The following is a 23,450-nucleotide window of genomic DNA, read 5'->3' as shown; positions in this document are numbered from 1 at the left end:
CACGCGGAACCGGTCGGACATGCTGCGAGATGCATCCTCAAATCAACGGAGAACGACATGACGGCGATAGTGCGAATCGACGACGAAGTGGTCGATGTCGGCGAACTGATTAGGCTGTTGAAGCTCAACGGCCAGTTCGACGGCCTGCTGGAGCAACTGGTGCGCGACAAGCTGACCGTGCGCGCGGCGAAGAAGGCGGGCGTCAAGCTAAGCGACGATGAGATCCAAACGCGCGCCGACCAGTTCCGTCGCATTCGCGGGCTGCATCGCGCGGCCGACATGAACAACTATCTCGATGCGCTTTCCGTGAGTCTCGACGAGTTCGAAGTGTTCATCACCGACACGCTGTATCAGGAAAAAATGCTTGAAAACATCGGTACGGAGCGCGAGGTCGAAGAATATTTTCAGCTCAATTCGCCGAAGTTCGACAGTATCGAAGTGAGCCACATTCTGCTCGATACCGAAGGCAGCGCGCGCGAGATGATCTCATATCTCAACGACGACCCAGACAGCTTTGCGGACATGGCCCGCGAACATTCGCTCGCCGATACGCGCGAAGAAGGCGGCGTGATAGGCCGCGTGATGCGCGGGCAACTCAAGCCGGAGATAGAAGCGAAGGTCTTCAATGCAGAAGCCGGTGATCTGCTCGGCCCGTTCATCTCCGCCGATGGCTCTTCCTATGAGATTTTCTCGGTTACGTCGAAGTATCCCGCGAAGCTCGATCAGGACGTTGCAGCCGAGATTCGCCGGCTATTGCGCGAGGAATGGCTGGTGGCGCGCGCGCAGGAACATGTGATCGAAGCACGTTAAGCCAGAACCAAGCCGAAACTACGACAGAGCGAACGATATGGACGCCCCTTCGAGCCTGGATGCGCCCGCCGACTTTCTCGCGACCGTGGAGATTCTTTCGCCGTTCACGCGCGAGGAGATCGCGCAACTCGCGGAACATGCTCAGTCGCGCCGCTTTGGCTTCGGTGAAACCGTGTGCAATGCGGGGGATTCCGCCGACGGGCTCTATGTCGTGAAGGCCGGCTCTGTGCGCATCTTTACCGAGGAGCACGGCAAGGAAATCAGCATGGGAGTGAAGAAGGCGAGCGAGACGTTCGCGGATATCGCCATGCTGCGCGAGTATCGCCATGAATCGTCGGTGCGCTCTTCAGGCAAGACCGAACTGCTGTTCATCCCGCGCAATGCGATCGAGCCGATTATCGCAAGAAACCCGGCTGCGCTCGCGTTCGTCACGAGCTTCGTCGCGATCAGTTCGGCGGGCGGCTTCGTCGCGAAACTGTTCGATCTGCGCGGCAAATTGAACAAGGCCGAACTCGAGGAATGCGTGCGCAGCGTGGGCGTCAAGCGCGTCGGCGAAGGCAAGGAGATCTTCAAGCAAGACTCGCGCGATGACCGGCGCCTCTATGTCGTGCGGCAGGGCGAAGTGCGGATCGTGCGCGAAGACGGCAACGAAAAGCATGTACTCGCCACGCTCGGGCCCGGTGAAATCTTCGGCGAGAAGGCGTGCGTGATGCGTCAGGAGCAGATGGCGTCGGCCATTGCGCTCACGGACACGCGCCTGCTCGTCATCCCTGAAAAGACGGTGCATTTCATCATCGAGCGCAATGTGAAGCTGCGCGAAGTGCTGGAAGAACGCATTCGTTTCAGCGAGCGCGAACTGCAGCGTCAGAAGAAACTCGCCGAGCGTCGCAGACTGCCGTCGATGCTCGATCTCCACACCAAGCCCGAGATGGGCGAGCGCGTCATCAAGCGCTTTGCGTGGGTCGAGCAGGCCGAGGAAATGGATTGCGGCGCCGCGTGTCTTGCGATGATCTGCAAGCACTACGGCATCAACATGACGCTCGGCAAACTGCGCGAACTGGCGAACGTCACGACGCAAGGCGCAACGCTCGACAGTCTTGCGCGCGCCGGCGATGCGCTCGGCTTCACCACGCGCGGCGTGCAGTGCACGTTCGAGTCGCTACGCGGCTTCGAGATGCCGTTCATCGCGCATTGGGAGGGATATCACTACATCATCGTCTACGGTATTTCGAAAGACAACGTGTGGGTCGCGGACCCGGCCATCGGCTTCAAGAAGATGACCGTGGGCGAGTTCGAGCGCGGCTGGAGCGGCACATGTCTGCTGTTTTCTCCGGTGCAGGACATGGCGCAGCAAGCGGTATCGCGTTCGCCGTGGATTCGCTTCGTGGGGTATCTGAAGCCGTACAAGAAGGTCCTGTTGCATCTGTTTCTAGCGACCTTCGTGATTCAAGTGCTGGGCGTGATTCCGCCGCTCATCATCCAGAACATTCTCGATGGCGTGATCGTGCATCAGAACGTCAGCTTGCTGCATGTGCTGATAGGCGGGTTGATCATCTCGAACCTGTTCACTCAACTCATGTCGACCATTCGTGCCTATCTTGCGAACTTCATGGTGCGCAACATGGACTTCGCGATGATGTCGCAGTTCTTCAGGCACACGTTCTCGCTGCCCTTCAGCTTTTTCGCCAAGCGCAAGACCGGCGACGTTTTCGCGCGCTTCCAGGAAAACCACACCATTCGCGCTTTTCTCACCGAATCCACGGTGACGACGGTACTCAATCTGCTGATGATCTTCATCTACTTCACGATCATGTTTCTCTACAACGTGAAGCTGACCTTGTTGCTGATTGCCTTCGTCATTCCGATGATGGCGCTTACCATCCTCGCCACGCCGCGCATCAAGCAGAATGCGCGCGAAGCGTTTTCTTCGGCTACAGACGCACGTTCGTTTCTCATGGAAGCCTTGGGCGGCGTGGAAACGGTGAAGGGGATGGGCATCGAACGTGCGGTGCGGCTCAAGTGGGAAAAGAAGTACGCAAAGTCGCTCGAAGTGCAATACAAGTCGCAACGCTTCAATATCGGCGTAGGCTTGTGCAGCCAGTTGCTGAATGCAGGTACGACTATCGCCGTATTGTGGGTCGGAGCAAACCTCGTGCTTTCGCGCGAACTGAGCATCGGCCAGTTGATTGCGTTCAATGCTTTCATGGGTAGCGTGCTGTCGCCGCTCATGGGCCTCATCAACTTATGGAGTCTTGTGAACGATGCCGGCGTGGCGATGGAGCGTCTCGGCGATGTGCTCGACATAGACCCGGAGCAGAAACCTTCGGAGATGGAGCAGCGCGTGATGTTGCCCGACTTGCAGGGCGAAATCAGCTTTAACGGCGTGTATTTTCGCTATGGCGAAGGCGACACGCCTTACGTGCTGGAAAATATCAGCTTCGATATCAAGCCCGGCGAACTCATCGCGGTAGTCGGAAGAAGCGGTTCAGGCAAGACGACGCTTGCCAAGCTGCTCGTTGGTTTCTATGCGCCGAGCGAAGGCAAGATGACAGTGGACGGCTACGACCTGAGCGTCATCGACAAGGGATTTTATCGCGCGCAGATTGGTTACGTCATGCAGAGCAACTTGCTGTTCTCGGGCACGATAGCGGAGAACATCGCGAGCGGCGAGGAGTCGCCGGATAGAAGGCGTATCGAGGAAGTGGCAAAGATGGCGGATGCGCATGCGTTCATCGTCAAGCTGCCGCTAGGGTATGAGCAGGTGGTGGGCGAACGTGGCGTGGGTTTGTCGGGTGGACAGATTCAGCGGCTCTGTATTGCGCGCGCGCTGTATCACGACCCACGTCTGCTGGTTTTCGACGAAGCCACGTCCGCTCTCGATACGCAATCCGAGAGCAATATCCTCGGCAACATGCAGGAGATTCTCAAGGGACGCACCGCGGTCATCATCGCGCACAGGCTTTCCACCATCATGCGTGCCGACAAGATTCTGGTGCTGTATGAAGGCGGTATCGTGGAGCAGGGCAGGCATGATGAGCTGGTCGCAAGAAAGGGCATGTATTACCAACTCGTGCAGAAGCAACTGAGCGCAGCATGAAAATACTAGACCAACCGGAAAGCGACAGCGGCGTGCCCGCATCGGCCATATCGTATGCGGGAATCATCGAGAAGATCGAGATTTTGCGTTCCACCTTGCGATGGACATCGCGGCTGGAGCGGCCCGAGATAGAAAAGCTTCTGCGTCAGGCGAGTTCCTTGCGCGATGAGGTCATGCAGCTTTCGCACAAGGAGCGCTTCATTCAGGCCGCTGCCGCCGAACCTCGACGCGACATGTCGCCGGGCTCGCGGCGTCAGGCCTTGATCGAACGCAGCTTCGTATTCGAAGGCACGTTCGGCGATAACCCGAAGCTGCTCGAAGCCCTGGAAATAGCGGAAAAAGCCGCGCCTACGGATCTTCCCGTGCTGATCGACGGCGAGAGCGGCACGGGCAAGGAACTGATGGCCAAGGTCATTCATGCGAATGGTTCGCGCGCGGACAAGCCCTATATCTCCGTGAATTGCGGGGCCATTCCGGATAATCTGCTGGAATCCGAACTATTCGGGCATCGCAAGGGCGCGTTCACGGGCGCGACCAACGACCGCAAGGGCAAGTTCGAGAGCGCGCATACGGGCACCATATTTCTCGATGAAATTGGCGAGCTGCCGTTGGTTGGGCAGGTGAAGCTGTTGCGCGTGCTCGAAGCGCACGAGATTCAACGCGTGGGTTCGGATGAAGCCATTTCGGTGGATGCGCGCATCGTCGCGGCGACGAATCGCAATCTGCGGCGCTTCTGCGATGAAGGTCGCTTTCGCGAAGACCTGTTTTATCGCTTGAGCGTGATTCATCTGACCTTGCCCGCGTTGCGTGAACGCCGCGACGAGATACCGCTCTTGCTGTCTTACTTCGGCGATGAAGCGGCGGCCACGCTCAAGCGCCGGCCCATCAAGATGTCCCCACGCTTAAGGGACTTCATGCGCAATTACGATTATCCCGGCAACATCCGCGAGTTGCGCAACATCATCTATCGCATCGCTTGTCTTGCAGGCGAGATGGCGGATATCGAGCATCTTCCGCTGGACATCCGGCCGAAGACATCGCTCTCATTGGCGATGGGCGGTCCTGCCGCGAATGGCAACGGCATTGCGACGGCGAGTTCGCTGAGCGAAGCCAAGCGCGTTGCGAGTGACGAAGCGGAGCGCGCATTTCTGGAACGTGGGCTGCATGAAGTGGGCGGCACGGTGGCCGAACTTGCGCGGCGGTATGAGATGAACCGGTCGCATCTGCAGATGCTTTTAAAGAAGCACGGGCTGCATTCGAAGGACTTCAGGCTTGCGGCGCAAAAGAGCAGGGAAGGACAGTAGCTTCAATGTAGTGATCGTCCGTGTTAGACTGTACATACAATTGTCAATACGGGTGATGCGTGCATTTCGAATGGGACGAAGTCAAGAACCAGACCAACATTCGGAAGCACGGCATTGATTTTCGAGACGCAGTAGACGTATTCAACCATCCGGTTCTGACCTGGTTGGATTCGCGGGAAGACTACGGCGAGGAGCGCTGGATAGCGCTGGGCTGGATGAGCGCCACGGTGGGCGTCGTAGTGTATGTCGAGCGGTGCGCAGACGCGGTGCGAATCATCTCGGCGCGCAAGGCAACCAGACATGAGGCAAAGCGCTATGAGCAAAAAATCGGCAACTGACTGGAAGCGGCTCGAGCAGGCACGAGACGCCGATATCGACCTGACTGAAATCCCGGAGCTTGACGACACCTTTTTCGAACAGGCTCAACTGCATGTGCCGCCGAAGCAGGCCGTCACCATGCGGCTGGATGCAGACGTGCTCGAATGGTTTCGTGAGCAAGGGAAGGGGTATCAAACGCGCATCAATCGGCTTCTGCGCGCGTATATGCAGATGCATCAGCAGCGCCATTCGTAAGCGCTTACAGGCCAGGATTAACCTGCGTCCTATCCGAAGCCATCAAATCCTCCGCACGCGCGACGACAACCGAAATGTTGTCGCGCCCGCCGCGTTCCAGCGCAATCTCCAGCAGCCTCTGCGCCGCGAGCTCGCAACTGCTCAACGCAAGCTGCGCCACCATCTCGTCCTCGCTCACTTCGTTCGAAAGACCATCGCTGCAAAGCAGGAACGTATCGCCATCGTGCAGCGTGATGGAATCTTCGTCGAGATCGAGGAAGTCGAGCGCGCCAACCGCACGCGTGATGAGATGCTGCGCCGGATGATGCAGCGCCTCTTCCGCCGTCAATTGTCCGCGCGCCTTCAGTTCTTCCACGTGACTGTGATCGCGCGTGAGTTGCCGCAGCCGCCCGCGCCGCAGTAGATAGATACGGCTGTCGCCCGCCCACAGATAGGCGCATACGCCGTCTCGCGCAGCCAGCAACACCACCGTGCTGCCGATTCGCGATACCTGCCGTCGCGCCGCTTCCGCACGCAAGCGCGCGTTGATATCGAGCAAATGCGCCCGTGCATCCGCCAGTGCGCTTTGTGCCGTCATGCTCGCCAAGCTCTCGATCACCATGCGGCTCGCCAGATCGCCAACCGCGTGACCGCCCATGCCGTCTGCGACGGCCCACAGGCCACGTTCGGGCGCATCGAGCAGCGCGTCTTCGTTGATCTGACGCACGAGGCCCGCGTCGGTGCGCGCAGCGGATGTCCATCGAAACTCGTTGCTGAAGGTCACGGCAACCTCCCAAGGTCCTGACTGGCGCGTCATGCGGTCGGCCGAGGCGCGCGGCCCCAGTCATTGTGCACTCAACCGCCGAGCTTATCCCGCGCGATTGCTGGACAGCGCGTTGGGACTGACGGTGAGCGTCGCGCCCGCACCGGTGTTGTTCACATCGACGCTCTGATACTGGTTGACCATCTGACCGACGCTGATGTTGTTCGTGATGTCGTAGATGTTCACCACGCTGCTGCCGCCACCGCCTTGCTGACGGTCCGCGACATATGGCGTGATCCAGCCGAAGAGCCAAGGCGCGCCACCGCCGCCACTGATGGCCAACATCGCCGCGCGATCGAGTTCGCGGTCGTGATCCAGATCGGTGATGGTGATTGCGCTCATTACGGCTCTCCTTGTTTGCTCGAATTCGATGCGGGCACTTATGCAAGGGCTATGCCGATATGCATGCGCCTCCGCCATCGGCTTATTCGATGCGGCCTTCGCCCTATGTCGATGCCCGCGCCTTGCGCCATCAGTTGGACCGTCGCCAACAACCGCTGTTGGCAGACAACCGAACGACCAACACTACGAACCGAACGCGCACGGGCGCTCTATTGATGCTCTGGAGCCAACACATCGCCCTCCTAGACTGTTGGTTAATAATCACCAACCGCTATCGGGAATCTAACGTAAAACGGTGATTTTCTATATAAATCAAACATTTACGAAGACTGGCAAGAAACCTGCAAAAGACTCCGCAACAAGCCGCCGAACAGACACTTCGGCGCGACGAGACCAAAAATCGGAGCGAGCCATGTCGAACACCCAACCGTCCGGAACGAACGATACCCAAGCTGCCGCGTGCAGCCTGTCGTTCGATGACGAACCGGCCATAGGCGCCGAACTCGTCACGCGCCGCTCGGGTTACGAACATCACGGACTCTATGCGGGCGACGGCCGGGTTATCCATTACGCGGGATTCGCTAAGTCGCTGCATCGCGGTCCGGTGGAAGAAGTCAGTCTCGCGCAATTCGCGGGCGGCCATGACGTGACCATCCGCCAAAACCCGACCGCGTGCTTCGTCGGCCTGGAAGCAGTGCGCCGCGCCCGCAGCCGGCTCGGTGAAGACCGGTATCGCTTGTTGACCAACAACTGCGAGCACTTCGTGACGTGGTGCCTGTTCGGCCAAAGCCAAAGCCGCCAGGTTCGCGCCTGCTTCGCCCATCCGCGCGTGGCGTGGCGCGCGGTGACGGGATTGTTTCGCGCCTATGTCGCTGCCGATCGGCAACGCCGCCTGAACGCCGCACTCGCCGCCTGAACGGTCTGACCAGAAAGGAGACCATCATGCACACCATTCAAAACTCGCTGCACTGGGCCGTCGACAAATGGCTCGCCCCGAGCGCGGCGCATCCGGCACGCGTCGTGCGGCTGTGTCGCTCGCAGGTCACGGGCTCGCGCTACGTCTGCATCGAGGCGTGGCACGCGAACGGACCGCTCGCGATCATCTTCTTCCGGCACGACGACGGCACCTGGAACGTGTTTCCCCCGCAAGCAAGACGCCCGTCGATGAGCCCGCAACGGCTTGCCGCCTGATACAGCGAAAGCGCCCGAGCCGCGCGAAGTCCCGGCTTTGACACGATGATCGCGCTGCCGCTACTCTAGCGGCAGGTTTATCGGCCGTGAGCACAGGCAGCCATCGCTGTGGTAGTTTCACGTCCGAGAACCCGCCCGACCATTGAGGACTTTGCCGATGACCCAGCCCGACTCCACTTCCCCCGCCCGCGCGATGCCCGATTCCGAAGTCGGCGACAATCCGCTCGGCATCGCGGGGCTGGAGTTCGTCGAGTTTTCCAGCCCGGACCCGCAGGGCCTCGCCGCTTTATTCGAGCGGCTGGGCTTCGTGCCGGTCGCGCAGCATGTCAGCAAGGCGGTCACGCTGTTTCGTCAGGGCAGCATGAATTTCCTCCTGAACGCAGAGCCGGATTCCTTCGCGTCGCGCTTCGCCGAATCGCATGGCGTGGGCATTGCCGCCATCGGCATTCGCGTGGTGGACGCGGCGCTCGCTCACGAGCGCGCGGTCGAATTCGGCGCCTGGGATTTCGAAGGCGAGAAGATCGGCCCGAACGAGCTGGCCATTCCGGCCATTCAGGGTATTGGCGACTCGCACATTTATTTCGTTGATCACTGGCCAGGCAAGGATAGCGGCGTGTCCACGATCTACGACATCGATTTCCGGCCCATTGCCGGCGCGAAGGCCGAGCCAGGCGGCACCGGTCTCTTCGAAGTGGATCACTTCACGCAGACGGTCGGCGCGGGCCGCATCCGCGAATGGCTCGATTTCTACCGCGAAGTGCTGCACTTCTCGGAGATTCATCAGGTGCATCCGGACTGGCATGTGTCGCAGGACTCCGCGGTCACGGTTTCGCCGTGCGGCAACATCCGCATTCCGGTGTACGAGGAAGGCACGTATCGCACGGATCTCATGCAACAGTATCTGCCCGATCACGAAGGTGAAGGCGTGCAGCATATCGCGTTGGCATCGGAAGACATCTTCGCTTCCGTCGATGCCCTCATGGCGCGCGGCATGCGCTTTCTGAATCCGCCGCCGCGTTACTACGATCAAATCGACGAACGCCTGCCCGGACACGGACTCGATATCGACAAGCTGCGTGCGCGCGGCATTCTCGTGGACGGCGAGATTCTGCCGGACGGCACGCCGCAACTCTTCCTGCAAACCTTCGCCGAGCGCGAGCCGGGCGACATGTTCTTCGAGATCGTCGAGCGTCGCGGGCATCACGGCTTCGGCGAAGGCAATCTGAGCGCCATCGCGAAGGCACGCGGTTGAGCGTCAGGCGAACGTGCCCGCGCGCTCATTGCACGACGATTGTCCCCGTCATATGCGGATGCAGCGAGCAGAAGTACTTGTAAGTGCCGGGCTTGTCGAACACATGCGAGTAGCTTTGGCCGCTGTCGAGCGGGTCTGACTTGAATGACTTCGCTTCGTCCGCGACCGTATGCAGCATGTCGTCATGATTCACCCACGTCACCTTGGTGCCGACCGGCACGGTGACGCTCGGCTGGCTGAAAGCGAAATTGTCGATGCTGATGGTCGGCGTATTCATCGCCACCATCTGCTGCGCGGGTTGCTCCGCGCACGCCGAGGGAATGATGCCGACGAGTCCCTTGACGACGAGCGCAAACGCGGCCTGACGCGCGACGCGTCCGGCAAGAGGACGCAATCTGGAGGGCGAGACATAGCTCGCGAGCGTGGCGACGTTCATGCCTTATCTCCTGCAAGCGGGGTATCGACGACGGCGAGATATTCGCGGCCCTGCACATGCGTGACTTCGCGCAGACCGAGCATGGAGCGCAGCTTGTCCGCGCCGACTTTCATCGGTCCGGGCCCCGATGCGGCGCCGGGCGCAGGCTGCGGAAACGCGGTGGACATGGCCGAATAGAAGCGCATGTCGCCTTCCACTTTTTGCGCTACCTGATGCACATGGCCGTTGAGCACCGTGACGGACCCGAAGCGTTTGAAGAGCGCGAGCGCTTGTGCGCTGTCGTCGGTGCCCCAGCCCCATTGCGGATAAAGCGCCCACAGCGGGATATGCGCGAACACGACGATCGGCGTGCTGCTCGATCGTCCTTGCAGATCGGCCTTGAGCCAGGCGAGTTGCGCATCGCCGAGAAAGCCGAGACCGCCGCCCTTGAGGTCGATGACATTGGTCAGGCCGATGAAATGCACGCCGCTTTCGTCGAAGCTGTACCAGTGCCGGTCGCCGCTCCTGCCGTATTGTGCGGGAAGACGCGAGAAGAACGGATTGCCGTCCTCGACCAGCACGTCATGCTCGCCCGGCACGTAGTGCACCTGCATGCCCGCCTTGCGGATGATCTGGTCGGCGGTATCGAATTCGGCGGGCTTCGACAGATGCGTGACGTCGCCGGTATGAATCATGAACGCGGGCTGCTTCGGCATGGCGCTTACGCGATTGATCGCTTCTTCCAGCGTGCTCGTCGGTTCCGTGTTCGGGTCCTTGCTGAAGCCAATGTGACTGTCGCTGATCTGCACGAAGCTGAACGAACTCGTCTTCTTCTCAGCCGCCTGCGCCGATGAAATGATGCTCGACACCGGCACGCCGCCGCTCACCGTCCACAGCACGCCCGCGCCGGCCCAGGCCATGCAGGACAATGCAGTGCGCCGGCGCTTGCCGTGGTCGTCGAGTTCCTGCGCGTCGGGCAGGTCTTTCGGGTCGTGTGTCATGCGCACTCCTTGAATACGAACAATGCGGCCGCGTTTAATGGTTTCCTGAAGCTCACGCGCATGGCGGCACGATGCATGGGCGTGAAGCCGGCGCGTTCATGTTCGAGTGCTGAAGCTGCGCGGCATCCGTCCATCGAACCGGCGAGAGCGTCGCGATATTCCCGATTCATCTTGTCGATTTTATTTTTTCGATTACGCCGCTTCGGCGGGAATAAACCGCGCCCAGGGCGAGTACATGTGACGAGGGCGTTGCCAGGTAACGAAAACGTCGAACCCTGTTCCCAAGGAGACCCGCGCGATGTGGCCCAGGTCGAAAGCAGATAAGTCCGCGGAAAGCCGAACACAGGCGGCGGGCGTGGACGCGCGTTTCGAGGCGACATTCATGCCGCATCTCGATGCCGCGTACAACCTCGCGCGCTGGCTATCCGGCAGTCCGAGCGACGCCGACGATGTCGTGCAGGAAGCCTATCTGCGCGCCTTTCGTTTCTTCAGCGGCTTCGAGGAGGGCGAGGAAGCGAACGCGCGTGCATGGCTCTTTGCCATCGTGCGCAATACGTGGTTCACGGAATGGCGCCGCCGCGTGCAGCTCGCCGACGCGACGCCCTACGACGAAGAAATCGCCGGGGAGCAAGCGCTGCCCGGCTGGTCCGAGGAAGCGGGCGTAGACCCGGAAACGCTTGCGGTACGCAAGGACGAGGTGCATATCGTGCATCGCGCACTCGAAACCTTGCCCATTCCGTTTCGTGAAGTGCTGGTCCTGAGAGAGCTGGAAGACATGAGTTACAAGGAAGTGGCCGCCGTGACGGGCGTGCCGATAGGAACGGTGATGTCACGGCTCGCGCGCGGCCGCAAGTTGCTGGCGCTCGCCGTGCACGCCGCGCAGGACAAACCGGGCATGCGGCTCGTGCGTCGCACGGGGCCGGGTCTTGAGGAGTCGGGCAATGGACAATAATGACACCGCCTCGCTCGCAACGAGGCTCATCGACGGCTCGCTGACTCATCGCGCGCCCGCGCATTTGCGTGCTCAGGTGCTCTCGCGCATCCGGGCCGAAGCGGAAGACGTCAAGGTGCGGGAACGCGCGCGCGAACGAAACCAGCAGGACGAGCAGAGCGAACGCTCGGCCCGTTCGTGGCGATGGTTCGCCACGCCCGTGCCGTTCTTCGGCGGCGCGTTCGCGGGCGGCACGCTGGCCGCGCTCGTGCTCGGCGCGATGCTGTGGTTTCAGGCCGTGCCGCATGGCGTGAGTGGTGCGGGCGATCCGCTCGCACAGGAGATCGTCGCGAGTCACGTGCGTTCACTGATGTCGGACCGGCCTATCGACGTGCTGTCGAGCGACAAGCACACGGTGAAGCCTTGGTTCAACGGACGTATCGACTATGCGCCGCCCGTCATCGATCCGGCCGGGCCGGGCTTCGCGCTGGTCGGCGGCAGGCTCGATTACGTCAATCATCGGCCGGTGGCGGTGGTGGTGTATCGCTATCTGAAGCATCCGATCGACGTGTACGTGTTTCCCTCGGGCAAGGGCGGCGCATCGCTCGACACGAAGGAAGGGGCGGCGGCCGTCACGCAATCCGACGACGGTTATGCGCTCGCACGCTGGAATCGCGACGGCATGACCTTCTGGGCCGTCACCGATGCCTCCGGCTCGGTCATGCGTCAGTTCGTGCAGGCTATCGAGGCAGGCTCGCCGCGTTAAGCCGGGCCGCGATCAAACGAGCAATCGTGCGCAAGTTGCGCGCGGCGTTCCTTAGGGAAGCCGCGCGTTTTTTTGCAGCACGCGCGCTGATGCGCTTACGCATCCGCAATCTACCTGACTAAGGGTTTATTCCATCCCGTCGCACATTACGTCGCGTCGGGAGTGCGCTAACGCTCGTGCTGTTCGGGTATGTCCGAATATGGTCTGATCCTTACAATTTTCTAATATCGATCACCGCATTCGTAAATTGCCGTTCGAGCGATGCACCGAAACGAACGAGCGGCGAGGGCATGCGCAAAGCCGACCTCATCACATAACGATTCAAGCGACGGAGACAGATATGGGCATGCAGATGAAGCGCATCGCAGGTGCGCTCGCGTTCGGCGTCTTTGCATTGAGCGCGAGCCTCGCGCAGGCCGCGGATCCGATCAAGATCGGCGTGGACGGTCCCTTTACCGGCGGTTCGTCCTCGATGGGCGTCTCCATGCGCGACGGCGTGCGTCTCGCCACTGCCGAGATCAACAAGTCGGGCGGCGTGCTGGGACGGCAGATCGTGCTCGTGGAACGCGACGACGAAGCGAAGAATGAACGCGGCGTGCAGATCGCGCAGGAACTCATCAACAAGGAGAAAGTGGTCGCGGTCGTGGGCTATATCAACACGGGCGTGGCGCTCGCCTCGCAACGCTTCTTCCAGGAAGCGAAGATTCCGGTCTTCAACAACGTGGCGACGGGCACGGTCGTGACGAAGCAATTCGACGATCAGCCCGACAACTACGTATTCCGCAACGCCGCCGCCGACCGCATCCAGGCGCCGATGATCGTCGAGGAAGCCATCACCAAGCGCGGCTTCAAGAAGGTCGCCATTCTCGCGGATTCGACCAACTACGGTCAGCTCGGCCGCGAGGATCTGGAAAAGGCGCTGTCGGCCAAGGGCGTGAAGCCCGTCGCGGTCGAGAAGTTCAACATCAAGGACGTCGATATGACGGCCCAGTTGCTCAAGGCGAAGGAAGCGGGCGCGGAAGCGGTGCTGACTTACGGTATCGGGCCGGAACTCGCGCAGATCGCGAACGGCATGGCCAAGCTCGGCTGGAAGGTGCCGCTCATCGGCAGCTGGACGCTTTCGATGGCCAATTACATCGACAACGCGGGTAACAACGGCGAAGGCGCGCGCATGCCGCAGACCTTCATCCAGGAAGCCAACACGCCCAAGCGCAAAACCTTCATCGACGCTTACGTGAAGGAGTTCAAGCCGAAGAGCGATCGTATCGATTCGCCGGTGTCGGCGGCGCAAGGCTACGACTCGATCTATCTGCTCGCGGCGGCCATCAAGCAAGCCGGCTCGACCGATGGTCCGAAGGTGAAGGAAGCGCTGGAAAACCTCACGACGAAGGTCGAAGGCGTGGTCATGGTCTACGACAAGCCCTTCACCAAGACCGATCACGAAGCGATCAGTTCGAACGTTCCGGTGATCGGCGAAGTGAAGGCCGGCCGCGTGATCTACGCCTACGACGCGGACAAGAAGGGCGGCAGCACGCTTCGCACCAAGCAGACGACGGCGTCGAACTAACGCCGTGCCGCCGCTGTTGTCTCTCCAGGGCCCGGTCGCAGATCGGGCTCTTTTTCAATCGAGCATCCCACGCCGCCCTGACGCCCGACGATGATCCTTCTCCAGCTCATATATAGCGGCATCGCGCTCGGCATGATCTACGCCGTCATCGCCTTCGGCTATCAACTGACGTTCGCCACTTCCGGCACGCTGAACTTCGGCCAGGGCGATGCTCTCATGCTCGGCGCGCTCGTCGGCCTCACGCTCGTTTCGGCGGGCGTGAACTACTGGCTCATGATCCCGGTCGTGTGTCTTTTCGGGCTCGTGCAGGGCGCGTTCGTGGAGCGCATCGGCGTGCGGCCCGCCATCAAGATCAAGTCGGAGTTCGGCTGGATCATGTCGACCATCGCGCTCGGCATCATCTTCAAGAACGTCGCGGAAAACGTCTGGGGCCGCGACGACCTGCGTTTTCCGTCGCCCTTGCCCGAAGCGCCGCTCAAGGTGTTCGGCGCAAACGTGTTGCCGATGGAACTGCTCGTGGTCGGCGGCGCGCTCGTGATGATGCTCGCGGTGGAGTTCTTCAACCGCAAGACGATCTTCGGCAAGGCCGTGGTCGCCACCGCGAACGATCGCGATGCGGCCGCGCTGATGGGCATCAACACGGGGCTCGTCATCACGTTCTCGTATGCGTTGTCGTCGCTGACGGCGGCGTTCGCAGGCGTGCTGATCGCGCCGCTCACACTTACCGGCGCGACCATGGGCGCGGTGCTCGGCCTCAAGGCGTTCGCTGTCGCGATCATCGGCGGCTTGTCGAGCGGCATGGGCATCATCGTCGGCGGAATGATCCTGGGTATAGCGGAGACGACGACGGGCTTCTATATCTCGACCGGCTACAAGGACGTGCCGGGACTCGTGCTGTTGCTGATCGTGCTTGCGGTGAAGCCTGCGGGCCTCTTCGGCAAGACCGCGATCAAGAAAGTCTGAGGCCGCCTACATGAAAGCAAAGAACATAGTCGCGGCGCTCGCAGGACTCGCCGCAGTCGCGATCTTTCCGGTGGTATCGGGCAATCCGTATTACATCCACCTCGTCGAAACCATCATGATCTACGCGATCCTTCTGTTCGGGCTCGATATCGTGGTGGGTTACACGGGGCAAGTGTCGCTTGGCCATGCGGGGCTCTTCGGCGTGGGCGCTTATACGGCAGGCGTGCTTTTCATCAAGCTCGGCTTGCCGTTCTATCTGACCGCGCCGCTTGCCATCGTGGTGACGGCGGCTTTCGGCGCAATATTGGCGTTGCCCGCGTTGCGCGTGTCGGGTCCGTACCTCGCCATGGTGACGCTCGCGTTCGGCACCATCATCCAGATACTTATCAACGAGATGGACTTCCTCACCAATGGTCCGATGGGTCTCAAGATTCCCAAGCCGACCATTGCCGGTCACAAGCTCGACGAAATCCAGTACTACTGGCTCGTGGCGGCACTGTTGGTGGTGTCGCTGATCGTGGTGCATCGCGTGCTCAAGTCGCATCTCGGGCGCGCCTTCGAAGCCTTGCGCGATAGCCCCATTGCGTCGGATTGCATGGGCGTGTCGGTGTATCGGCACAAGGTCTATGCGTTCGTCATCAGCGCGGGATTCGCGGGGCTCGCGGGCTGTCTCTACTCGTACTCCGAGCAGTACATCTCGCCGAACACGTATAACTTCGAGCTGACCATTCTGTTCCTGCTCGCCATCATCATGGGCGGGCGCAAGACACGCACGGGCGCGATCATCGGTTCGACGGTGATCGTGCTGTTGCCGAAGCTGCTCGACGACATCTCCAACTTCCGCGTCGTGGCAACCGCGCTTGCGGTGCTCGTCGTTGCGGGCGCGGCGCTCGCCCTGGCTCGCAAAACCACGACGCTGCAACGCGTGGCGATTCCCGTCATCGGCACAGCCGGTCTTGCGGCGTTTTCCTTCTGGATAGAAGCGCTCACCGACTGGCGTCTCACCATCTTCGGCCTGATGATTCTGCTCGTCGTGTATTACCTGCAAGATGGCATTGTCGGCTTCGTGCGCAAGACGCTCAATTTGGGCCGCGTGCGCGTGACGAAGGTCGACACGCAGGAACTGGCGATGCAGACCCAGCGGGACGACGCCGTCGCCGCCGTCACGACCGAAGGAGCAAGCACCATTCTCGACGTGCGCGGCGTGCTCATGCAATTCAGCGGTCTCAAGGCGCTCAACGATGTGAACATGACCGTCAGGCGCGGCACCATCCATGGCCTGATCGGTCCGAACGGTTCGGGCAAGAGCACGATGATGAACGTGCTCACGGGCATCTACGTGCCGACCGCGGGTGCAATCGAGTATCGAGGCGAGTCGCTCGCGGGACGCACGTCGTCGAAGATCGCGCTGTCGGGCATCGCGCGGACCTTTCAGAACGTGCAGCTCTTCGGCGAGATGACGGCGCTGGAGAATGTGCTCGTCGGCCTGCATCACACCTTCCGTTCGAACTTCGCGGATGTAGGTTTGATGAGTGCGCGCTACAAGCGTGAAGAACGCGCGGCGCGCGAACGGGCGTTCAATATGCTGCGCTTCGTCGGACTCGAACATGCAGCGGCCGAGGAAGCGCGCAATCTTCCTTACGGCAAGCAGCGTCTGCTTGAAATAGCCCGCGCGCTCGCGCTCGATCCACAACTGCTGCTGCTCGACGAACCCGCTGCGGGCCTGACCGCGCCGGATATCCGCGAACTGGTCGCGATCATTCGCAAGGTGCGGCATCACGGCATTACCGTGGTGCTCATCGAGCATCATATGGATGTGGTCATGAGTGTTTGCGACACGGTTTCGGTGCTGGATTTCGGGCAGAAGATCGCGGAGGGCAAGCCCGCCGAAATACAGGCCAACGAGAAGGTGATCGAGGCTTACCTCGGCGGACAAGCGGCGGAAGCCGTATGAACGCAACGCGCCAATCACGCCAACCCGATCATCCGACGAAGCGACACGCGATGCTGACAATCAAGAATCTCCACGCAGGCTACGGCAAGGTCAAAGTGCTGCACGGCATCAGCCTGGATGTCCCGAAGGCGAAAGTCGTCACGCTGATAGGCTCGAACGGCGCGGGCAAGACGACGACCATGCGCGCCATCTCCGGCATGATCCGGCCGACGGAAGGCGAGATCACCATGGGCATCGGCAGCGACGCGAAGCGCATCGACGCCATGGATTCGCACAAGATCGCGCGCCTCGGCCTCGCTCATTCGCCGGAGGGAAGACGCGTTTTCGCGACCATGTCGGTCACGGACAATCTGCTGCTCGGCGCGTTTCCGCGCTTGACTTGGGCGCGTCCGAAAGGCGACGTGGCCGCCGATCTCGAACGCGCCATCGAACTGTTTCCGCGCCTGAAGGAGCGCCGCAATCAGCTCGCGGGCACGCTTTCGGGCGGGGAACAGCAAATGCTCGCGATGGCCCGCGCCATCATGCTGAACCCCGACCTCGTGTTGCTCGATGAACCTTCGATGGGCCTTGCGCCCATTCTCGTCGATGAAGTCTTCCGCATCATCGCGCGCCTGAAAGACGAGGGCGTGACCATGCTGCTCGTCGAACAGTTCGCCGCCGCCGCGCTCAACGTAGCGGACTACGGCTACGTGCTCGAGAACGGCCGCGTCGCCACGCACGGCCCCGCCGAGCAACTGAAGAACGATCCTTCGGTCAAGGCGGCCTATCTCGGCGCGAGCCATTAAAGAACCGCGGGCAGGCAAGTCGCACTATCATGGAGGCGTCGCGCGCACCGTTGCGCGCTCATCTTCGAAGGAGCGTCGCCATGATCAGCGGCAAGACCACCGTAATTGCCCATCTCGGCTTTCCGACCGAAGCGTTCAAGGCGCCGATGATCTACAACCCCTGGTTCGACAAACAGGGCATCGATGCCGTGGTCGTCCCCATGGGCGTGAAACCGGAAGATTACGTCGCTTTCGTGCCGCAGTTGTTCAAGCTGACCAACCTGCGCGGCGCGCTCGTCACCATGCCGCACAAGATCACGACCGTCGGCCTGATGGACGAAGTGAGTCCCACCGCGCGCATTGCGGGCGCATGCAACGCCATTCTCAAACGCGAAGACGGCACGCTGCTCGGCGACCAGTTCGATGGCGCCGGCTTCGTGCGCGGCGTCGAACGCAAGGGCCGCGCGTTGAAGGGCGCGCGCGTTCTGGTGCTGGGCAGCGGCGGCGTGGGCTCGCCGATTGCGGCTTCTCTCGCGGCGGCGGGCGTGGCGGAACTCGCCATCTTCGACACCAACACCGCTTCGGTCGAAGGGCTCGCCGGGCGTTTGCGCGATCACTATCCGGAACTCATCGTGCGTACGGACACGAGAGATCCCGCAGGCTTCGATGTCATCGTCAACGCAACGCCGCTCGGCATGAAGGAGAGCGATCCGTTGCCGTTCGATATCGATCGCATCGCGCCCACGACCTTTGTCGGCGAAGTGGTGATGAAGTCGGAGTACACGCCGCTCTTGCGCGCGGCCAAGGACAAGGGCTGCTCGGTGCAGGTCGGCACCGACATGCTGTTCGAGATGATCCCGGCGTACCTGGAATTCTTCGGCTATGGCACGGCGACCGCCGACGAATTGCGTGCCGTCGCCCAGATCAAGTACGCTTAGACGCAGAAGACGAGCGCGCGCGCGCGAACACTGACGCGCGCCGGGAAAGACTCAAGCGAGGAGACGCCATGACCGCCAGCAGCGCACCGACACGCCATCCGTTTCCCTCGTCCACGCGGCTTGTCGAGCGCGGCAAGATCGTCACCGCGCGCGAGGCCGTGCGCCTGATTCATGCGGGCGACACCATCGCGACGAGCGGCTTTGTCGGTATCGGCTTCGCGGAGGAAGTGGCGATTGCGCTCGAAGCGCGCTTTCTCGAAGACCACGCCGAAGGCAGCGAACCGGTTGCCGATCTCACGCTCGTGTATGCCGCAGGTCAGGGCGATGGCCGTGGCAAGGGCCTCAATCATCTCGCGCACGAAGGGCTCGTCAAGCGCGTGATCGGCGGTCACTGGGGACTCGTGCCGGGGTTGCAGAAGCTCGCCATCGATAACCGCATCGAAGCTTACAATCTGCCGCAGGGCGTGATTTCACAGCTCTTTCGCGACATTGCCGCGCATCGGCCGGGGCAACTCTCCACGGTCGGCCTCGGCACTTTCGTCGATCCGCGCAATGGCGGCGGCAAGCTCAACGCGCGCACCACGGAAGATATCGTGCGCGTCATGTCGATCGACGGCGCGGAGTATCTGTATTACAAGACCTTCCCGATCGATGTCGCCATCGTGAGCGGCACCACCGCCGATCTCAACGGCAACGTCACGATGGAAAAGGAAGCGCTCACGCTCGAAGCGCTCAGCATTGCGATGGCCGCGCGCAACTCTGGCGGTATCGTGATCGCACAGGTCGAGCGGCTCGCGGAGTCCAATACCCTCAACTCGCGGCAGGTGAAGATTCCCGGCGTCATGGTCGATTGCGTGGTGGTGGCGAGTTCCGACAATCACTGGCAGACCTTCGGCGAGCCTTATAGCGCGGCTTATTCGAGCGAACTGCGGGTTGCGGCAAGTTCGGTTGCACCCATGGCGCTGACCGAGCGCAAGATCATCGCGCGGCGCGCCGCGTTCGAATTGATGGCCAATAGCGTGGTGAATCTCGGCATCGGCATGCCGGAGGGCATTGCAAGCGTGGCGAACGAAGAGCAGGTCATCGACCTCTTCACGATGACGACCGAACCCGGCGTCATCGGCGGCATTCCCGCAGGCGGACTCAATTTCGGCGCGGCGACCAATACGCAGGCAATCATCGATCAGCCGTATCAATTCGACTTCTACGATGGCGGCGGACTCGATATCGCCTTCCTCGGCCTTGCGCAGGCGGACCGCGACGGCAATCTGAACGTGAGCAAGTTTGGGCCGAAACTCGCGGGCGCGGGCGGCTTCATCAATATCAGCCAAGCGGCGAAGAAAGTCGTGTTCGTCGGCACGTTCAACGCAGGCAAGCTCGATGTCGGCTTGGAAGACGGCAAGCTCGTGATTCGCCGCGAAGGCGATTGCCGCAAGTTCGTCGATGCCGTGGAGCATCGCACGTTCAGCGGCCGGTATGCGTTCGAGCGCGGGCAGACGGTGCTGTATATCACCGAGCGCTGCGTGTTCGAATTGACGCAAGACGGGCTCGCGCTGATCGAAGTGGCGCCCGGTGTAGATATCGAGCGGGACATCGTCGCGCAGATGGGTTTTACGCCGGTGATCGACGCGCCGCCGCGCCTCATGGACGAACGCATTTTCCGCGATACGCCCATGGGATTGCGCGATACGCTGCTCGGTCTGAACCTTGCGGAGCGCTTCAGCTACGACGCGCGCAAGAACCTGTTCTTCATCAATTTCGAAGGGCACGAAGTGAAGAATCTTGGCGATGTCGAAGCTATTCGCCGCGAAGTTGCCAAGCAACTAGCGAACGCAAAGGTGCGCCCACATGCCATCGTCAACTACGACAATTTCTCGATTCGCCCCGATATGCTCGATGCCTATTCGGAGATGGTGACGAAACTCGTGGGCGACCACTACGACGGCGTCACGCGCTATACCACGAGCAGTTTCCTGCGCATGAAACTCGGCGATGCGCTCAAGCGTCGCGGCGTCGCGCCTTATATCTACGAAAGCGCCGAGGAAGCGCGCGATCACGAGAGCCGCCAGGCTTGAAGCGGTTATTAGCTTATATCGTCTCGTGATAAACACTTTAGGAACGCACGTTCGCCGTTCGATTGGGACGCCTTTGCTTGCGCACAGATAACCAAAGCTTGAAAACGTCGATGAGCGACCATCGGCCGCCGCGCGAGGAGAATCGCAAGCACACTATAATCATCGAGTGAATTGCGCATTCGTATCGAAAGCCGTTTCGTCACGGTCATCACGACGAGCGGGACGCGCTTCGAATTACTTCAACACGGAGATCAAACATGTCCATCCGCATTGGCGACGAAGCCCCCGATTTCACCGCGGAAACCACCCAAGGCACGATTCATTTCCATGAATGGATTGGTGACAAGTGGGCCATTCTGTTCTCGCATCCGAAGGACTTCACGCCTGTCTGCACCACCGAGCTCGGCTACATGGCAAAGCTCAAGCCCGAGTTCGACAAGCGCAACACCAAGGTCATCGGCCTTTCCATCGACCCGGTAACGAACCATTCGCAATGGGCGAAGGACATCGAGGAAACGCAGGGCACGGCCGTCAACTATCCGATGATCGGCGACGCGGACCTGAATGTCGCGAAGCTTTACGACATGATTCATCCGAACGCGAGCGGCGGTGGCCCGCGCACCGCGGTCGATAACGCGACCATTCGCGCGGTGTTTCTAATCGGTCCGGACAAGAAGATCAAGGCAACCTTTACGTACCCGATGAGCGCGGGACGCAACTTCGACGAAGTGCTGCGCCTGCTCGACGCACTGCAACTCAACGCGAAGCACACGGTCGCCACGCCGGTGAACTGGAAACCGGGCGAAGACGTGATCATCCCGACTTCCGTGTCGGACGATGACGCCAAGAAAAAGTATCCGGAAGGCTTCAAGACGCTCAAGCCGTATCTGCGCACGGTCGCGCAGCCGAAATAAGCACACGAGCCGACACCGCGCTGGCCGCATGCATGTGGATGCGGCCGGCGCGTTTTCTTTTATGCGTGTCCCGTTCGCCGTTCGGGCGCGGTATCCACTTCACCGGGACGGCGCAACATCTTGTCCACTTCCCCGGCATGCAGTTCCTCGGTTTGAATCATCTGTCGCGCATATTCTTCGAGCGCGACCGACCGACCTTCCACGATCTTCAGCAGATCGCGATACAGATCCAACGCGAGTTTTTCCGATTGCAGCGATTCGCGCAAAATGGTCGCGATATCGAACGTATGGTTGTCGAGCAACGGACCGATTTCAAGCGACGGATAGGCCCCGAGCGTGGTGATCCATTCGCCCGCCTGATGCGCATGCAGTAACGATTCGTCCGCCTGTTCGCGCAGCCACGAGACGATCGGTATCCGGCCGAAGCCGAAGACCAGGAAGGAGTAGTGGGTGTATCGCACGACGCCCGCCAGTTCGGATTCGAGAATCCGGTTGAGCACGCCGACGACTGCTTCCTTATCGAGTTCCGCCATGTTTGCCTCCGTGTTTCCAGTATGGAACGCTCAGCGTGAAAAGGGCATTCACCCATTGTAGTCACGCCGACGCCGTATGTAAGCCGCACGAATCGCGCGCAAGATACGGTCCACGGGAAGGCAACGGCTTTCGAACTTCCTGCTATGCCTCAGACGGTCTCTTCCAGCCAGACCGACGCCGCACGCGAAAGCACCTGCGACATGGCGGAGCGCGCGCCTTCGCCATCGACGGTCTCGATGGCACGGACGACCTTGCCATAATCGCCGAGTTGCGCATCGGTGGAGACAGTCTGCGTGCGAACGGTTGCCTTCATCGCACGGATGCCGACGCGCACCACGCAACCCATTTGCTGCAGCAGTTCGTCGCCGCTCGCTTCGATGATGGCGGCTTGCAACGCTTCTTCAGCGGAAGATTGCAGGCTTTCCGAAGGGCCTGCATGGACGAGCCGCTGAAAGGCCGCGTTGATGCCAATACGCTGATGCCGGTTCGCGCGTATGGCGGCGAGCGCGGCAGCGGGCGGATCGACGAGTGCGCGAAACTCGATGAGACGGCGCATGCATTCCTGATCGGGCATGGCGCGCAAACGCCAGTCGGCGACTTCTTCATCGAACACGAGCCATTCTTTCGCGGGCTTGATACGCGTGCCGGTCTTGGGCCGCACATCGAGCATGCGTCGCGAGATCAGAATGCTGAGCGCCTCGCGCATGATGGTCCGGCTTACCCCGTGCTTCTTCGAAAGAATCACTTGCGGAGGCAATACGTTGTCCTTGTATTCCCCGCTGACGATGCTCGCGACAAGCTGATTCACCACGCGCTTGACGAGCGATGTTTCATATCCATGATTCATGTTTTTGTTCTCGTGAAAACGCCCAAGCCTCTGCCGCGCCTCGCCCGTCGCCGAGCGGCTTGCCGCTTTGCTTTTTGTTTCTGCTCTCGGTACCACTCTTCGTTGGGTGATCACGGCTTCTTCGCCGCAACCTGGTCTCCCCGTTATCAGCCATCCCGTAGCGGTCGTCCTTTTATGAACAGCATCGTCGATCCGCTTGACGGAGCGTATCTCCCGCACATACGTTTTAACAATATGGTTCATCACGAAAACGACTGACTATAGTGCGTCCGCACACAGTGTTTTTCGCGCAAGCGTTTGCGAGGAACAGCGTGTCGGCAAGCTCGATGCGGTCTGCGAAGCATTCGAGTGGCTTGCCGCCATGTATCGACATGGAACGCCAACGCTTGCCGATGTGTTATTTTCCGAAC

The 23,450-nt window shown here is 60.8% G+C and carries 23 protein-coding genes; 17 read left to right on the top strand and 6 right to left on the bottom strand.

What is annotated here, in order from left to right; translation table 11 throughout:
* Positions 1-57: 57 nt before the first annotated feature.
* From P9250_RS12570 to P9250_RS12550, 5 genes are read left to right on the top strand one after another with little or no spacing between them, the layout of a single operon-like run.
* Complete coding sequence (locus tag P9250_RS12570; protein WP_250467109.1) at positions 58-810, top strand: peptidylprolyl isomerase; 753 nt, start codon at positions 58-60, stop codon at positions 808-810.
* A gap of 37 nt (positions 811-847) precedes the next feature.
* A complete protein-coding gene (locus P9250_RS12565; protein WP_310393326.1) occupies positions 848-3,907 on the top strand; it encodes a peptidase domain-containing ABC transporter in 3,060 nt (1,019 codons plus the stop codon).
* A complete protein-coding gene (locus P9250_RS12560; RefSeq protein WP_250493429.1) occupies positions 3,904-5,211 on the top strand; it encodes a sigma-54-dependent Fis family transcriptional regulator in 1,308 nt (435 codons plus the stop codon). Before P9250_RS12565 ends, P9250_RS12560 begins: the two co-directional genes overlap by 4 nt.
* Before the next feature lie 59 nt (positions 5,212-5,270).
* On the top strand, positions 5,271-5,549 hold the full coding sequence (locus P9250_RS12555; RefSeq protein WP_310393324.1) for a BrnT family toxin: 279 nt from the start codon (positions 5,271-5,273) through the stop codon (positions 5,547-5,549).
* Positions 5,527-5,784 (top strand): BrnA antitoxin family protein, encoded by a 258-nt coding sequence (locus tag P9250_RS12550; protein ID WP_250467102.1) that lies wholly within the window; start codon positions 5,527-5,529, stop codon positions 5,782-5,784. Before P9250_RS12555 ends, P9250_RS12550 begins: the two co-directional genes overlap by 23 nt.
* Before the next feature lie 4 nt (positions 5,785-5,788).
* Here the strand turns inward: P9250_RS12550 and P9250_RS12545 are convergent, their stop codons facing one another.
* Both P9250_RS12545 and P9250_RS12540 read right to left on the bottom strand, forming a co-directional pair.
* Entirely contained in the window at positions 5,789-6,547 is a 759-nt protein-coding gene (locus tag P9250_RS12545) for a protein phosphatase 2C domain-containing protein (protein ID WP_310393322.1), read from the bottom strand.
* A gap of 84 nt (positions 6,548-6,631) precedes the next feature.
* Positions 6,632-6,928: a hypothetical protein gene (locus P9250_RS12540; protein WP_244829628.1), complete on the bottom strand. Its 297-nt coding sequence runs from the start codon at positions 6,926-6,928 to the stop codon at positions 6,632-6,634.
* Between the two features lie 412 nt (positions 6,929-7,340).
* Here P9250_RS12540 and P9250_RS12535 point away from each other — a divergent pair, with 412 nt between their 5' ends.
* From P9250_RS12535 to P9250_RS12525, 3 genes are all read left to right on the top strand, one after another.
* Positions 7,341-7,844 (top strand): lecithin retinol acyltransferase family protein, encoded by a 504-nt coding sequence (locus P9250_RS12535; RefSeq protein ID WP_310393320.1) that lies wholly within the window; start codon positions 7,341-7,343, stop codon positions 7,842-7,844.
* 26 nt (positions 7,845-7,870) lie between these two features.
* Positions 7,871-8,119, top strand: coding sequence for a hypothetical protein (locus P9250_RS12530; protein WP_244829630.1), 249 nt, complete (start codon positions 7,871-7,873; stop codon positions 8,117-8,119).
* A gap of 157 nt (positions 8,120-8,276) precedes the next feature.
* Positions 8,277-9,371: a VOC family protein gene (locus P9250_RS12525; protein WP_310393318.1), complete on the top strand. Its 1,095-nt coding sequence runs from the start codon at positions 8,277-8,279 to the stop codon at positions 9,369-9,371.
* A 25-nt stretch (positions 9,372-9,396) separates the two neighbouring features.
* On the opposite strand, the gene P9250_RS12520 is transcribed toward P9250_RS12525, so the two are convergent.
* Both P9250_RS12520 and P9250_RS12515 read right to left on the bottom strand, forming a co-directional pair.
* Positions 9,397-9,807, bottom strand: a complete 411-nt coding sequence (locus tag P9250_RS12520; RefSeq protein ID WP_250467094.1) for a cupredoxin family copper-binding protein — start codon at positions 9,805-9,807, stop codon at positions 9,397-9,399.
* The gene (locus tag P9250_RS12515; protein WP_250467092.1) at positions 9,804-10,787 is read right to left on the bottom strand and encodes a metallophosphoesterase; all 984 of its coding nucleotides are present in this window, start codon (positions 10,785-10,787) and stop codon (positions 9,804-9,806) included. Before P9250_RS12515 ends, P9250_RS12520 begins: the two co-directional genes overlap by 4 nt.
* A gap of 298 nt (positions 10,788-11,085) precedes the next feature.
* On the opposite strand from P9250_RS12515, the gene P9250_RS12510 reads away from it, so the two are divergent.
* The 9 genes from P9250_RS12510 to P9250_RS12470 all read left to right on the top strand — a co-directional run bounded on the left by P9250_RS12510 (position 11,086) and on the right by P9250_RS12470 (position 21,659).
* Positions 11,086-11,739 carry an RNA polymerase sigma factor gene (locus P9250_RS12510; protein WP_250493425.1) on the top strand — a complete coding sequence of 218 codons (654 nt, stop codon included), beginning with the start codon at positions 11,086-11,088 and terminating at the stop codon, positions 11,737-11,739.
* Positions 11,729-12,484, top strand: coding sequence for an anti-sigma factor (locus P9250_RS12505; protein ID WP_244829638.1), 756 nt, complete (start codon positions 11,729-11,731; stop codon positions 12,482-12,484). Before P9250_RS12510 ends, P9250_RS12505 begins: the two co-directional genes overlap by 11 nt.
* Before the next feature lie 346 nt (positions 12,485-12,830).
* The gene (locus P9250_RS12500) at positions 12,831-14,051 is read left to right on the top strand and encodes an ABC transporter substrate-binding protein (RefSeq protein ID WP_404989441.1); all 1,221 of its coding nucleotides are present in this window, start codon (positions 12,831-12,833) and stop codon (positions 14,049-14,051) included.
* Positions 14,052-14,141: 90 nt separating this feature from the next.
* The gene (locus tag P9250_RS12495) at positions 14,142-15,014 is read left to right on the top strand and encodes a branched-chain amino acid ABC transporter permease (RefSeq protein WP_250526729.1); all 873 of its coding nucleotides are present in this window, start codon (positions 14,142-14,144) and stop codon (positions 15,012-15,014) included.
* A gap of 10 nt (positions 15,015-15,024) precedes the next feature.
* Positions 15,025-16,968 (top strand): ABC transporter permease subunit, encoded by a 1,944-nt coding sequence (locus tag P9250_RS12490; RefSeq protein WP_250526728.1) that lies wholly within the window; start codon positions 15,025-15,027, stop codon positions 16,966-16,968.
* A gap of 50 nt (positions 16,969-17,018) precedes the next feature.
* A complete protein-coding gene (locus tag P9250_RS12485; RefSeq protein ID WP_250467084.1) occupies positions 17,019-17,753 on the top strand; it encodes an ABC transporter ATP-binding protein in 735 nt (244 codons plus the stop codon).
* Between the two features lie 80 nt (positions 17,754-17,833).
* Positions 17,834-18,670, top strand: a complete 837-nt coding sequence (locus P9250_RS12480; protein ID WP_244829643.1) for a shikimate dehydrogenase — start codon at positions 17,834-17,836, stop codon at positions 18,668-18,670.
* A gap of 68 nt (positions 18,671-18,738) precedes the next feature.
* Positions 18,739-20,745, top strand: coding sequence for an acyl CoA:acetate/3-ketoacid CoA transferase (locus P9250_RS12475; RefSeq protein ID WP_310393310.1), 2,007 nt, complete (start codon positions 18,739-18,741; stop codon positions 20,743-20,745).
* A 257-nt stretch (positions 20,746-21,002) separates the two neighbouring features.
* Positions 21,003-21,659, top strand: coding sequence for a peroxiredoxin (locus P9250_RS12470; RefSeq protein WP_244829646.1), 657 nt, complete (start codon positions 21,003-21,005; stop codon positions 21,657-21,659).
* Between the two features lie 59 nt (positions 21,660-21,718).
* Here P9250_RS12470 and P9250_RS12465 read toward each other — a convergent pair whose 3' ends face one another.
* Together P9250_RS12465 and P9250_RS12460 are read right to left on the bottom strand one after the other, a co-directional pair.
* On the bottom strand, positions 21,719-22,192 hold the full coding sequence (locus tag P9250_RS12465; protein WP_244829647.1) for a bacterioferritin: 474 nt from the start codon (positions 22,190-22,192) through the stop codon (positions 21,719-21,721).
* A gap of 149 nt (positions 22,193-22,341) precedes the next feature.
* Entirely contained in the window at positions 22,342-23,040 is a 699-nt protein-coding gene (locus P9250_RS12460; protein WP_244829648.1) for a FadR/GntR family transcriptional regulator, read from the bottom strand.
* Positions 23,041-23,450 lie beyond the last annotated feature (410 nt).

The organism is Caballeronia sp. LP006 (assembly GCF_031450995.1).
Taxonomy (GTDB): domain Bacteria; phylum Pseudomonadota; class Gammaproteobacteria; order Burkholderiales; family Burkholderiaceae; genus Caballeronia.
The sequence above is the reverse complement of the archived record's forward strand: the minus strand, read 5'-3'. Positions and strand labels throughout refer to the sequence as shown.